This window comes from Vibrio splendidus, assembly GCF_024347615.1.
GTDB lineage: Bacteria > Pseudomonadota > Gammaproteobacteria > Enterobacterales > Vibrionaceae > Vibrio > Vibrio splendidus.
This window is the reverse complement of the sequence record NZ_AP025509.1, coordinates 750,790-763,426: the sequence shown is the minus strand read 5'-3', so window position 1 is coordinate 763,426 and position 12,637 is coordinate 750,790. Positions and strand designations below refer to the sequence as shown.

Sequence of the window (12,637 nt, the reverse complement as noted above, 5' to 3'; positions counted from 1 at the left end):
TTATTCACACAGATTCTGGGCGTGGTTTTCTGCACCCTAAATTTAGTGGCAGTCAATTTTAACCCCTTGAAAAACTTTAATTTAGTCGTATTTGAGTTCGAATTTTAGATTTACTCGAAGCGACACATTTAGGTAAATGATTATGACTACATCACGCGTACATATTACTCCACACATGCACTGGGATCGTGAATGGTATTTCACAACAGAAGAGTCTCGTATTCTTCTTGTGAACAACATGGAAGAAATCATGAACCGTCTGGAGAGTGATCCAGAATACAAATACTACGTTCTAGATGGTCAAACCGCTGTTCTAGAAGACTACTTTGCGATCAAACCAGAGAACACAGAACGCGTAAAAGCATTGGTTGAAGCGGGCAAGCTTATTATTGGCCCTTGGTATTCTCAAACCGACACAATGCAAGTTTCTGGTGAGTCGATTGTGCGTAACATGATGTATGGCATTCGTGACTGTATGAAACTTGGCGATGCAATGAAGATTGGTTACCTACCAGATTCATTCAGCATGAGCTCACAGCTGCCGATGATCTACAACGGTTTCGACATCACGCGTGCAATGTTCTGGCGTGGTTGTTCAGAACGTCATGGCACGAATAAAACAGAATTCTTATGGCAATCAAACGACGGCAGTGAAGTTACGGCACAAGTGCTTCCGCTAGGTTACGCAATTGGCAAATACCTTCCACAAGACGAAGAAGGCTTGCGTGCTCGTTTAGATAAGTACTTCCCAGTGCTAGAAAAGCCATCGGTAACGAAAGACATTTTGCTGCCGAATGGCCATGACCAAATGCCGATTCAAAAAGACATCTTTGAAGTAATGGACAAACTTCGCGAAATCTACCCAGATCGTGAATTTTCAATGAGCCGCTTTGAAGAAGTGTTCGAGAAAGTAGAAGCGGCGCGCGATCAACTCGACACAATTAAAGGCGAATTCAACGACGGTAAATACATGCGTGTTCACCGTACGATCTCTTCTACGCGTATGGACATCAAACTGATCCATGCAGAAATCGAAAACAAGATTGTAAATATCTTAGAGCCGCTAGCGTCTATCGCTTGGACATTGGGCTTCGAATACCACCACGGCTTGATTGAGAAAATGTGGAAAGAGAGCATGAAGAACCACGCTCATGACTCGATTGGCTGCTGCTGTTCTGACAAGGTTCACGCTGAGATCCTTAACCGTTACATCCTTGCGGACGACATGGCGACCAACCTGATTCATTTCTACAAGCGTAAGATTGTTGACCACATGCCAGATCGCGAAGGTTGCGACAAGCTGGCGATGTTTAACCTTTCTCCATACGAGCGTGAAGAAGTGGTGAACACAACCATTACTATCCGTGCTCAAGAATTCTCAATCTTTGATGAAAACGAAAACCCAGTTGAGTACTTCATCCAAGACAAGCGCCAAATTGACCCGGGTAAAGTAGACCGCCAAATCGTTCACTACGGTAACTACGACCCGTTCATGGAGTTTGATATTCAAATCAAACGTAGTGTTCCAGCAATGGGCTTCAGCACGTTACACATCCAAGGTAACGAGAAGGGCGCTGTAAAAGTTGCCGAGCAAAAGGACTACCTATTAGAAAACGAATACTACCGAATCAATGTAAACGACAACGGTACTCTGACTATTTTCGATAAAGAGACAGAGCAAGTATTCGACCAAGTCCTTCGTTTAGAAGACGGCTCTGATGACGGCGATGAATACGATTACTCTCCATCTCGTCAAGAGTGGTTACTGTACTCAGATGAATTCCCAGTCGAAACATCGATTGATCACCAAGGCTTCCAATCGGTAGCGAACATCGCTTTCCGCATGAGCGTGCCTGCAAACCTTACAGAGCGTGAAGAACGCACGGGTCAAAATGGATTCGTTGAAGCGGAATGCCAAGTGGTATTGAAGCAAGGTTCTCGCCGCATTGAAGTCCGTATGGAGCTAGATAACCAAGCCGACGATCACCGTGTACGTGTCTTAGTACCAACGCCATTCGTTTCTGAAACTGTGGTTGCAGACAACCAGTTCGGTTGTATTACTCGACCAACCAATGACCCAGCAATGGCAGTTTGGGAAGAAGAGAAGTGGAAAGAAGCACCGGTTCCTGTGTATCAGCTAATGAACTTTGCTGCGCTAGAAAACGGCAAAGCGGGTATGGCTATTATGTCGAATGGTCTGCGTGAATTTGAAGTGATTGCATCTCAAGGTGACGAAAACAGAGATACCTTCGCACTGACATTGTTCCGTGGTATCGGCGTATTGGGTAAAGAAGAGCTATTGCTTCGTCCGGGCCGTCCATCAGGCATCAAGATCCCGACACCAGATTCACAAGTACGCGGTAAGTTAGTGTGTGAATTCACACTGTGTGGCTTCTCTGGCAACCATATTGACGCGAACGTCATGGCGCAAGCACGTGACAATGTCACTCAAATCGAATGCTACAACAAGATCCCTTACAACGCGATGAAGCTAAACGTAGGTGAGCAGAACCTACCGATGAGCTTCAGCTTGCTATCGAAGCAACAAGCAGGTGCGGTACTAAGCGTACTTAAGAAAGCGGAAGATGAGGATGCACTGATCATGCGTGTCTACAACCCAGCAGAAACGGGTTCAGTATCGGATTCAATCTCTTTCATTCAAACGGTTTCAAGCTGGAAAGAGACAAGCATGGACGAGCGCGTTCGTGAAGGTGATGTAGCAATTGAAACCTTTAGTGACTTATCTTTTGGCGAATTGGCATCTTGCCAAGCAAAAACATTCCAAATCAAATTCTAATTTCAATCACCCGCTCACCTTGGTGGGCGGGAATGGTGAACGACAATGAAAATTGTAATTGCCCCCGATTCATTTAAAGAATCACTCGACGCGCATCAAGTTGCGTCTTGTATTGAGCGTGGATTTTCCGACGTTTTTCCTCATGCAGAGTTTGTGAAAATGCCACTCGCCGATGGCGGAGAAGGCACGGTAGATGTGTTGCTAGAAGCGCTCAATGGTACCAAGCAAAGCTTGCAAACGACGGATCCAATCGGACGTGAATGTACGGCATATTGGGCTTCACTTGAACAACAGGTTGATGGCAAAAGCGTAAACACTGCCTTGGTAGAGTTTGCCCAAGCGTCGGGTTTAGACCGATTAACGGTAGAAGAAAGATCACCTTTAACTGCATCTTCGTTTGGCACAGGGCTATTGATTAAAGATGCTTTAGATCAAGGCGTTGAACAAATCATTATCGGCTTGGGCGGTAGCGCAACCAACGATGCAGGTGCAGGCATTTTACAAGCGTTGGGAGGCAAGTTATTAGACAAGCAAGGCAACGAGCTATCTGGTGGCGGTGCCGAATTAAGTCAGCTAGCAAGCATCGATCTTGATGGGCTGCACCCGAGATGTAAAGAAGTCACGTTCGTGGTCGCGTGTGATGTAAATAATCCACTGTGTGGCGAAAGCGGAGCAAGTGCTGTGTTTGGTCCGCAGAAGGGAGTATCAAAAGCTCAAGTTGAACAACTTGATACTGCGATCGGACACTTTGCCGATATCGCTCAAGCGCGTACGGGTATTAATCATCGAGACACAGCTGGTTTTGGTGCGGCTGGTGGTACACCACTGGGGTTAAGTCTTGCATTCAATATCCAAATTAAAGCGGGTATTGAGATGGTACTAGATGCCTTGGGTGCAGATAAGGTTCTTGACGGTGCTTCACTGGTCGTGACTGGAGAGGGGCAGATGGACAACCAAACCCTGCAAGGTAAAACACCTTTCGGTATCGCTCAGCGAGCTCAAAAGCTGAATATTCCAACGATAGGAATTGCGGGTTCTTTGGGGCAAGACGTTGAAAAGCTTTACGGTTCAATGTCTAGCTTATTTGGAACTGTACGTTCACCTCAGTCTTTAGACCAAGTTTTATTAGAAGCGAATCAAAACCTGACTCGTACTGCCCGTAATATCGCCGCCACGCTCAAGCTTGGCAGCCAGATTTTTAATGAGAAGTAATTATGTCTCTATTTAAACTCGACAACGTTATTCAAAACTACGCATGGGGAAGCAAAGACTCCATTAACCAACTGTTTGGTATTGTGAACCCAAACCAAGAACCTCAAGCAGAAATTTGGATGGGTGCTCATCCTAATGGTTGCTCAAAAGTAGGCGATACCGGTGAGCCGCTTTCTCACATGATTGATGAAAATAGAATCGATGTCTTAGGTGGGTACACGGCGGCACGTTTCGGTGAACTACCTTTCTTATTTAAGGTATTAGCAGCTGAAACACCGTTGTCGATTCAGGTTCATCCGAATAAGCGTAAATCTGAATTAGGTTTTGAGCGAGAGAATGCACTTGGTATCCCCTTGAATGCGTCAAATCGTAATTACAAAGATCCAAACCACAAGCCTGAGTTGGTTTATGCGTTGACCTTCTACAAAGCGATGAATGGCTTTCGTCCAATCGACGATATTATTGCCTTGTTCGAAGAAGCAGATATTCCTTCGTTAGCGATTGAGCTTAATGTACTTAAAGCCAATGCCGACAGTGATTCTCTGAAGTCTTTCTTTAGCGCAATTATGTCTCTTGAAGGTGACCGCAAAGCGTCTGCGCTTAATGAGCTTTATGCTGCACATGCGCGACCAGCTAAAACGGTCATGGGGCGTGAAGCTCTGCAATACAGCATTGAATTCAAACAGCACTATCCGGGTGATATTGGTTTGTTTGCCCCATTGATGCTCAACACGGTTGAACTGGCGCCCGGTGAAGCGATGTTCCTGTTCGCAGAAACACCTCACGCTTATGTTCAAGGCACAGGTTTGGAGATTATGGCAAACTCAGACAATGTGCTGCGCGCCGGTCTTACACCCAAATACATAGACGTTCCTGAGCTTATCGATAACACGATCTTTGAGCCGATTAAGCCAGAAGATATTCGTCTTAAGCCTGTATTGAAAGAGGGCAAGATGAGCTATCCGATTCCTGTGGATGACTTTGGATTTGATATCTTATCTGCGACTGATGAGAGCAAGTCACAGTATCTACGTAGCGCGGAGATCTTGTTCTGTGTGGAAGGAGAGGCGGCCGTCACCTCAGAAGGTTGTACAGTTTCTCTTAAGCCTGGAGAATCGGTCTTTGTAAGTAGTAATTCAAGTGTTTACCAATATCAAGGGAATGGCATTTTGGCTCGTGCTTTTAACTAGTGCCCCCGTGCTAGTTAAAGCAAAAGAAATGTCAGAGTGCCACTGCAAGGTGGCTCTCAATATTGGATTGATGGTTGTTACCTATCTGTCTTTGACAGTCATGATTATTGACCATACCCGCTACTCTGGCGGGTTTTTTCATTATTAGAATGAGCAGATATAAGCTTGTAGAAACGAAAAACCCTGCGATCAGAGCAGGGTTTTCTATTGAATCAGTACTGAGTGACTGGTTAGGCAATGTGAGTCATTTTATTAAGCACAAAGGTTTCGATACAATCTTCAGTCGCAGCCATGTACTCGGCGATGTGTTGGCTCGCTAAGTGTTTCTCTAGATGAGCTTCAGACTCCCAGTTCTCATGAAAAACGAAGTGAGCAGGGTTACTGTTATCTTGGTGCAGATCGTAGTTAATACAGCCGTCTTCAACACGGGTTTTGTCGATCAATTTAATCATCTCTGATTTCACTAACTCAATCTTATCTTCTTTAGAGACGATTGTTGCAATAATCGTTAGCTTGCCCATTCTTTATTCCTCGATGTTCCACTCAATAAGTGCAAGTAATATAAGTATAAATTCAGACTGAAAAAAGAGTTCTGGGATCCAATAACTATGGTTCTTAGCATCCACAATTCAAACTCGAGAGCATAAAGTTGGTGGCGAGTAGGTTACGCTCATAAAAAAGCCCCCGTACCAAAATGAGGGCTTCTTAGATCTCAATTAATTGGGTTAGTTACTGAAATCAGCTTTGATCCAAACCATACGGTGATCTGAAGAAACATCCTTTCCGTTACCATAATCACCAATTCGTGAGTCATTGAATAGCTTGCGTCCTTCTTCGTACGAAGCTGACCAATAAACACCAGATTCAACAATGTTCAGTGAAGCTGACGGCAGTGCGTAATCAACAGCAAGTCCAAACGTCGAAGTGATACGGTTTGGCTGTGGGTGAGACGATGATTTATCGACGGCATGCTCAGCAGCACCGTAACTTGTCGGATACAAGCTGCCATTGGTGACATCTTGGTTAACTAATGCATCATTGTGCAAGTCCTGCATTACAGAACTAATACCATCGCCATCTACTGGGTCTAGGTTTTGATCGCCCATCATGACAAAGTGTTTACCTTGTTCCAAACCACCAGTTTTTCCTGAGTCGTCATAGATGAACGATTTGTTTTGGATGTATTGGTGCCAGAAGTCTACTTCTGCTGCGTTTTGCTCGATGTTCTTACCTACGTCAAAAGCGGGTGGAGTAGGGTGTGACATCAATAAGTGAACGGTTTCTGTACCATCTTTGGTAGGAATTAGGATTGGTGCATCAACGTGGTTCTTTGAAGATAAACGAACTTCTTCCCACTCTTCAGCTGAGTACCATTCATCGCCGCAGCTCATGCCTGCAGGGATCGTATTTGACCCATCACAAACAGTGATTGTTGGAATAGTCGCACCTTCAAGATCTTTCCATTTGAACTCTTGGAATGTACGGGTGTTGGCAGTGTCTATCTCATACTTAGACATTAGAGCAAACGCGTATTGACCATGGTAGAAACCGAAGCCCCATGCATCTCCTGGCAATGTTCCAGGAGTACCATCATTATCTAAGTCAAAACCAAACTCGTTTAGTAAACCTGTGTTAGTAGAGTAGCTTTCAAAATATGGGTATGAAATTGGCTCTAGGTTCGCGTCGCCACCTGCGCCTTCAATACTTTGAGCGACAGAGAGATAGTTCTTTTGAAAACCTTCTAGCGCTGATTTATCAGTACCTGTGCCGTCATTGTTAAATTCAGCCATCATAAGCACGTCAGGGCGATTCTTTTGAATCACAGCTGCGACGTTGCGGATCTGAATAACTTTTGCTGCCGTTTCTTTGTCAGCGTCATCAATCGTGTTATCCAAATAGTCGGTCACTAGTTTTGTTTGAGCGCTTGGCTCAATCTGCATTTCCGTTACAAGGTCTTGGAAGGTGGCACGATCAAAAGACAAGTTGTAAGTCGCGATCTTTACTTCTTCAGGTTGAACGTAATCTGTGTCACTACTGCACCCGATCAAAAGTGCGGAAGAGATGGCGAAAGCGATAGATGTTTTTAACAATTTCATAAAGTGGGTCCGCTAATTGCTGAAAGAATTTTGGGACGCGCATGTTATGGGATGGGTATTGTTCTATAAGTGATATTTGTCACAGGTAGAGCTCCAAGGTGACATCTTGTTGCATTGAAAATGTGACATTTGGAACTAGTGTCTTTTATTAGAATAAAGACTTAAAATTCATGGGTTTAATTAGAGCTGTGAATTAAAAAAGCCCTCATAGCAAAATGAGGGCTTTCGTCTAAGAATCAAACAGTGTTGTTATTGGGGTGTTAAGCGTATTGCTTTACTTTAAGCATATTGTTCCACTGTCATCGCCCAATTTTTCTTCTGCTGTTCAAAATTCATTTTGATTTGTTGGTAACGAACCTTAAGTACTGAGTGTTCGTACTTTTTCACAACGTCTTCGCGTTTACTTTCAATTAGCTGCTTTTTGACTTCGTAGTATTCGTTCATGTTTGATACAAGCGCATCGAACTCTTGTTGAAGCTTTTCCGCGATTTGTTGCTTATCGGCACGGTGCATGATTTTTTGCTGCGTGCGCTTTAATAACATTGATGCTTCGGCTTTTTCAATACGAGCTTGTGGTGTTTTCTTAAGCTTACTTGCTAAGCCCATTAAAGAAGCACTCTTAATCAACCATTTTGTTGGATCGTATTGCCACCAGTAGATGCCGTTACGGTAGTCGTTCTCAAAGATGTGGTGGAAGTTGTGGTAGCCTTCGCCAAAAGTGAGTACCGCTAGCACACCGTTGTCACGCGCTGTATTTTTGTCGGTAAAAGGTTGGCTACCCCAGATGTGAGCAAGAGAGTTAATGAAGAATGTGGTGTGGTGGTTGAGGACCAAACGAACTGCACCCACAATTAACAACATGCCAAGCACGTCACCGTAAATTACACCTAATGCGATTGGAACACCGAAGTTCATAAGTAGTGCCAATAAAACGTAATGCTTGTGCTGCCACATAACAATCTTATCTTTTTTCAGGTCGCGACAATTTTCGTAATCTGTGTACATTGCAGTGTTGTAATTACGAATCATCCAGCCGATGTGCGAATACCAAAAGCCACGCTTTGCTGAGTATGGGTCTTTGTCGTTGTTATCGACATGCTTGTGGTGCACACGGTGATCAGAAGACCAGTGTAGCGCGCTGTTTTGTAAAGCAAATGCGCCACCTAATGCAAATAGAAATCTTAGGCTTGAATGCGCTTCAAATGCTTTGTGTGACCATAAGCGGTGATAACCCGTCGTGATAGAAAGGTTACAGAACGTAAAACAGATCGCTAGCCATATCCAGTGCTCCATACCATAGCCAAAAAAGTAGCCATAAACGGGAGCCGCGACAACAGCTAACAGCATGCTAAAAGAGAATACAAAAATATTGAGCCAGATTAGTGGTGGCTTTTTTGTTGATGGTTTTTCGGCACTATTCATTAGTAAATTTCCATTGAGCTTACATCTGTTCGCTAGAATATCAGCGTACACGTGTAAGTCAATATTGAAAGTGTAAACGTGTATTAGTATGTTTTGCTTAAATATTGTATAAAGGTAGTGTGAAATGTAGTAGCAAGTCATAAATGGAAGTACTAAGGGCTAATAAATGGAAATTAAGGTAGCTGAATATAAAGATTATGAGCGGATTGCCCAATTACACGCGGATAGCTGGAAGCTATATTACCGTGGCATTCTTGCTGATGATTACCTAGAAAATGATGTTTTGGAGGACAGATCTGTTATTTGGCAGACTCGTTTGATTAATCCTCCTTTCAACCAACATGTTTTATTGCTTGAAGAAGGCGGTTTACTGGTTGGTTTCGTCTGCGCGTTTGGTAATCACAACTTTGAACGTGGTACGTTCATTGATGCGTTACACGTAGACAATAATTACCACGGTCGTGGTGTTGGCAAGCGTCTATTGTCTGAATTGTCAAAGTGGTTGCAGCAATACTATTCTGATTCGGGGCTTTACCTAGAGGTGATGTCTGAGAACCACCAAGCGATTGCTTTTTATCAGGCGATTGGTGGCAAAGAAGAACTAGAGCAAGTTTGGAACGCACCATGTGGCAGCCAAGTGAATGAAAAAGTGATTTCTTGGAGCTCTCCCGTTGAACTTGAACAGAAAACAGCGAGCGTTGTGTATTCTTAGTAGATTCTTGTTGAGTACTGGTTGTTCGCTGAGTAGCAGGTTCTTAACGAAGCTATTTTAAAGCACAAGAACAAAGACAAAAGCCCCGAGCATTCAATTGTTCGGGGCTTTTTTGATTGGATTAATGGTCGTTATAATGAATCGCTAGAGCGCGTGAAATGCTGGGCGATTAATCACTCCATGTGATCTTATTTCTACCGCTCTTCTTCGAAATGTAGAGTGCTTGATCGGCATCGTCGATAAGCTGCTCGACAGAACCGAGGGCTTGAGGTGCATGTTTCACACCGATTGAAATCGTTACTTCTAACCTAAGGCGAGAAGGGGATTCTAAAAGGGAATTAACGAGCGATTCAATTGAAGCCTCAGTTTCTCCTTGGACCATCACCAAAAACTCTTCGCCGCCGTATCGAAAGCAGTTACTGCTGGTTGGTAGCCTTTTTTGAATCTCATCGGCCAGTTCTTTGATCACCATATCACCCATTTGGTGGCCGTAGGTGTCGTTAATCGATTTGAAATGATCAATATCTATCATGATCGATGTTATGGATAACTGACGGTCTATGCTTGGCTCGATCACCTGATGAAGATAAAGGCGGTTGTAGCAACCCGTTAGCGCATCTTGATAAGAAAGGGCTTCAAACATATTAGATTGCTTGCGGAGTTGTATTGCTTGTTTACGAAGCTATTCGGATTGAGTGAAGCGTTTATGCACTTCGAAATCTCGTCTTAAACAAGAAGCTGCAATAAGAATATAAGCTGAAACGTATACGGAAATGGTTTCTATTTCGTGACTAGGCTCTGCTTCATAAAGCTGAGGGGCAAGGCCAACGAGATAAGCCAAAAAGATAAATGACAGCGTAGAGATACTGTATTTAACAGACAGTCTTGAAAAGGTTCCGATGTAGATCATGACGAGAATGATGCCACCTTGGTAATCGAAATTACTCAGCTCGATAGCGAGTCGGCCTACATAGACCAAGAAAAGCGAGCTAATTACAAGGAAGGTACTTTCTATGAGTTCTAAAACGTTGGGTTTATTTGTAATGCAGTATCGGGCGACAGCCATCATCAATAGAAAAAGTAAGACTCGGAAAATGATAGGCGTTACACACTCTGTACCAAAGTGAATGTAGTCGGTAACAATGAAAGCACAGAATATTGAGATCGGGATGTAGATGAAATTTATGTACGGCAAATAAATTTCATTATCGAAATAGGTTTTAAATCTTTGATTCTTGAACCCAGAATAAGAGCGCATTGAGAAACTAGCCGAAATGAATACACAATAATTTGCGTAGTATGTCACAGTCTTTGGGATTGTAAATGACCATTTCTATAGATTTGTCAGTATGTTAGCTAGATCAACAAACGGTACAAGGCAATATTCACGCTCTATTATCGGTAGAACGTGAATATCTTAGAGGCTGGTGTAAGAGTGGTTAACAGAAACTAATGGAGATTAACAAAAACTAATAGCGATTAGCGCTTGTTCTTTAAGTAACGCTTACGGCGCTCTTCTTTCTTCTTAATCTGCTGCTCAGCTTTCAGTGCAGCCGCTTCTTCTACTTCAACCAACTCTTTGGTGATCATCTCTGGTAGTTCTAGCGTTACTTTACCTAAAGTACCACTGCGAAGTTCATGAAGAAGGATTTCCGAACATTTGTGAATGTCTATATGACCACCTGCACGAAGTGCACCACGCTTACGACCAATCGCTTCCATCAATTCGATGTCAGACTCTGGCAGTTCTTCAATTTGGTAGCGTTCCTGCAGTAGGTGAGGGTACTGCTTTGCTAGGTATTCTACTGTGTAGAATGCCACTTCGTCGTATTCCATTGCTGTATCTTTTACCGCACCAGTCGCAGCTAAACGGAAGCCGCTGTGTGGGTTTTCTACTTTAGGCCAAAGGATCCCAGGAGTATCTGAAAGGATCACTCCGTTTTGCAGGTTGATACGTTGTTGGCGACGAGTTACCGCAGGTTGGTTGCCCGTTACCGCAATCGTACGTCCAGCCAAACAGTTGATAATGGTCGATTTACCCACGTTAGGGATACCCATAATCATTGTTCGAATATTCTTGCCCATTTGCTCACGGTGCGGTGCCAGTTTACGTACTAGCTCCATCACGTGGTTAACTTCTTCTTTTACGCTGGTGGTAATGGCAATCGCTTTAACGCCTTGCTCTTTCTCGAAGTGCTCAATCCAACGCTCAGTAAGCTCAGGATCAGCAAGGTCGCGCTTGTTCAACACTTTTACACAAGGCTTATCGCCGCGCAGTGAAGAGATCATTGGGTTTTCACTACTGAACGGGATACGAGCGTCCAGTACTTCGATGATCACATCAACCTGTGGGATAACTTCTTCGATTTCTTTGCGGGCTTTATGCATGTGACCCGGAAACCATTGAATACTACTGTTAACCATTTGAAACTATTACCTTTAAATTTTAGTTGTTTAATGTGGGGTACAAAGTGGGGTACATAAGATTTGATAAGGAAATCACAATACATGTACTGTTTCGTCGCCACAATAAACTTTGATAAAGAGATCTTAACACTTTATAAGGGTAGCGTGAATCGAATAACAGGTGTGAAGGCGTAGAGAGTATTTAAAATAAATTTCTAGGGATGATTGCGATGGATAAAGCAGATAGAAAGCGATGGAGCTCCTGTTCTTAGCTATATCTTAATTTGGTTCTAGTGATTGGAGAGGTGCGTATATCAAGGAGGTAGTTTTTAAAATGAAGAGGTTCTGAAGTAACACAACGCTACTGTGTATGGGTGAGTCAAATTCTACGTAAAGAAATGCGCTTAACTCATCATGTTGCGGGATAACAGTGCTCTATAGCAATTAATTGTAAAGTGGAATTTTGCGTTTACATATCGAAGTGAAAATCCCACTTATCATGGTAAGCCTAAAGCAAGAGTTATGCGGCTAATGCTAAATAGCTATCATCAAGAAAGTACTGACGTTTTTCGACTAGCTCTGATACCACAACCTTGAGGTCTTTGCCCAAGACCATTGCAGCAATTATGCTATCAATCTCATGAGAAAGAAATCCAACCGAGTTCGCGCCAAGAGATATTGAAGGTGGGAAAGTTCCATCATTAATTTTGCGATGAAGTGTTGCCATCGAAAATGGGATGCGTGCTAAAACGTCTTTTTTACGTTCGATCTTGAATTTAATGCTCATAAAAAACCTATATGT

At 43.3% G+C, this 12,637-nt stretch carries 9 protein-coding genes and 1 pseudogene; 4 read left to right on the top strand and 6 right to left on the bottom strand.

The annotated features are described in order from the left end of the window. The first annotated feature begins 142 nt into the window (after positions 1-142). The 3 genes from mngB to manA are packed head-to-tail and all read left to right on the top strand — an operon-like array spanning position 143 to position 5,199. The gene (mngB, locus tag OCU90_RS20710; protein WP_061025554.1) at positions 143-2,797 is read left to right on the top strand and encodes a mannosylglycerate hydrolase; all 2,655 of its coding nucleotides are present in this window, start codon (positions 143-145) and stop codon (positions 2,795-2,797) included. 45 nt (positions 2,798-2,842) lie between these two features. Continuing rightward, positions 2,843-4,009 carry a glycerate kinase gene (locus tag OCU90_RS20705; protein ID WP_061025552.1) on the top strand — a complete coding sequence of 389 codons (1,167 nt, stop codon included), beginning with the start codon at positions 2,843-2,845 and terminating at the stop codon, positions 4,007-4,009. Positions 4,010-4,011: 2 nt separating this feature from the next. After that, positions 4,012-5,199, top strand: a complete 1,188-nt coding sequence (gene manA / locus OCU90_RS20700; protein ID WP_061025550.1) for a mannose-6-phosphate isomerase, class I — start codon at positions 4,012-4,014, stop codon at positions 5,197-5,199. Between the two features lie 230 nt (positions 5,200-5,429). On the opposite strand, the gene OCU90_RS20695 is transcribed toward manA, so the two are convergent. The 3 genes from OCU90_RS20695 to OCU90_RS20685 form a co-directional block, all read right to left on the bottom strand. After that, positions 5,430-5,720, bottom strand: a complete 291-nt coding sequence (locus OCU90_RS20695; protein ID WP_061025548.1) for a putative quinol monooxygenase — start codon at positions 5,718-5,720, stop codon at positions 5,430-5,432. 204 nt (positions 5,721-5,924) lie between these two features. Further along, a complete protein-coding gene (locus OCU90_RS20690; RefSeq protein WP_061025535.1) occupies positions 5,925-7,295 on the bottom strand; it encodes an endonuclease/exonuclease/phosphatase family protein in 1,371 nt (456 codons plus the stop codon). A 279-nt stretch (positions 7,296-7,574) separates the two neighbouring features. After that, the gene (locus tag OCU90_RS20685) at positions 7,575-8,717 is read right to left on the bottom strand and encodes an acyl-CoA desaturase (protein WP_029222538.1); all 1,143 of its coding nucleotides are present in this window, start codon (positions 8,715-8,717) and stop codon (positions 7,575-7,577) included. 166 nt (positions 8,718-8,883) lie between these two features. Here OCU90_RS20685 and OCU90_RS20680 point away from each other — a divergent pair, with 166 nt between their 5' ends. Continuing rightward, positions 8,884-9,429, top strand: a complete 546-nt coding sequence (locus OCU90_RS20680) for a GNAT family N-acetyltransferase (RefSeq protein ID WP_004731280.1) — start codon at positions 8,884-8,886, stop codon at positions 9,427-9,429. A gap of 169 nt (positions 9,430-9,598) precedes the next feature. Here the strand turns inward: OCU90_RS20680 and OCU90_RS20675 are convergent. The 3 genes and pseudogenes from OCU90_RS20675 to OCU90_RS20665 form a co-directional block, all read right to left on the bottom strand. Next, positions 9,599-10,624 (bottom strand): annotated as a pseudogene (locus tag OCU90_RS20675) (GGDEF domain-containing protein). A gap of 284 nt (positions 10,625-10,908) precedes the next feature. Continuing rightward, positions 10,909-11,853, bottom strand: coding sequence for a ribosome biogenesis GTPase YlqF (ylqF, locus tag OCU90_RS20670; RefSeq protein WP_017090130.1), 945 nt, complete (start codon positions 11,851-11,853; stop codon positions 10,909-10,911). Between the two features lie 502 nt (positions 11,854-12,355). Beyond that, entirely contained in the window at positions 12,356-12,622 is a 267-nt protein-coding gene (locus OCU90_RS20665) for a helix-turn-helix transcriptional regulator (protein WP_016788587.1), read from the bottom strand. Positions 12,623-12,637 lie beyond the last annotated feature (15 nt).

Bases quoted from the DNA above. Each gene is read 5' to 3' on its own strand.
- mngB (WP_061025554.1), top strand. From the start codon at position 143: ATGACTACATCACGCGTACATATTACTCCACACATGCACTGGGATCGT.
- OCU90_RS20705 (WP_061025552.1), top strand. From the start codon at position 2,843: ATGAAAATTGTAATTGCCCCCGATTCATTTAAAGAATCACTCGACGCG.
- manA (WP_061025550.1), top strand. From the start codon at position 4,012: ATGTCTCTATTTAAACTCGACAACGTTATTCAAAACTACGCATGGGGA.
- OCU90_RS20695 (WP_061025548.1), bottom strand. From the start codon at position 5,720: ATGGGCAAGCTAACGATTATTGCAACAATCGTCTCTAAAGAAGATAAG.
- OCU90_RS20690 (WP_061025535.1), bottom strand. From the start codon at position 7,295: ATGAAATTGTTAAAAACATCTATCGCTTTCGCCATCTCTTCCGCACTT.
- OCU90_RS20685 (WP_029222538.1), bottom strand. From the start codon at position 8,717: ATGAATAGTGCCGAAAAACCATCAACAAAAAAGCCACCACTAATCTGG.
- OCU90_RS20680 (WP_004731280.1), top strand. From the start codon at position 8,884: ATGGAAATTAAGGTAGCTGAATATAAAGATTATGAGCGGATTGCCCAA.
- ylqF (WP_017090130.1), bottom strand. From the start codon at position 11,853: ATGGTTAACAGTAGTATTCAATGGTTTCCGGGTCACATGCATAAAGCC.
- OCU90_RS20665 (WP_016788587.1), bottom strand. From the start codon at position 12,622: ATGAGCATTAAATTCAAGATCGAACGTAAAAAAGACGTTTTAGCACGC.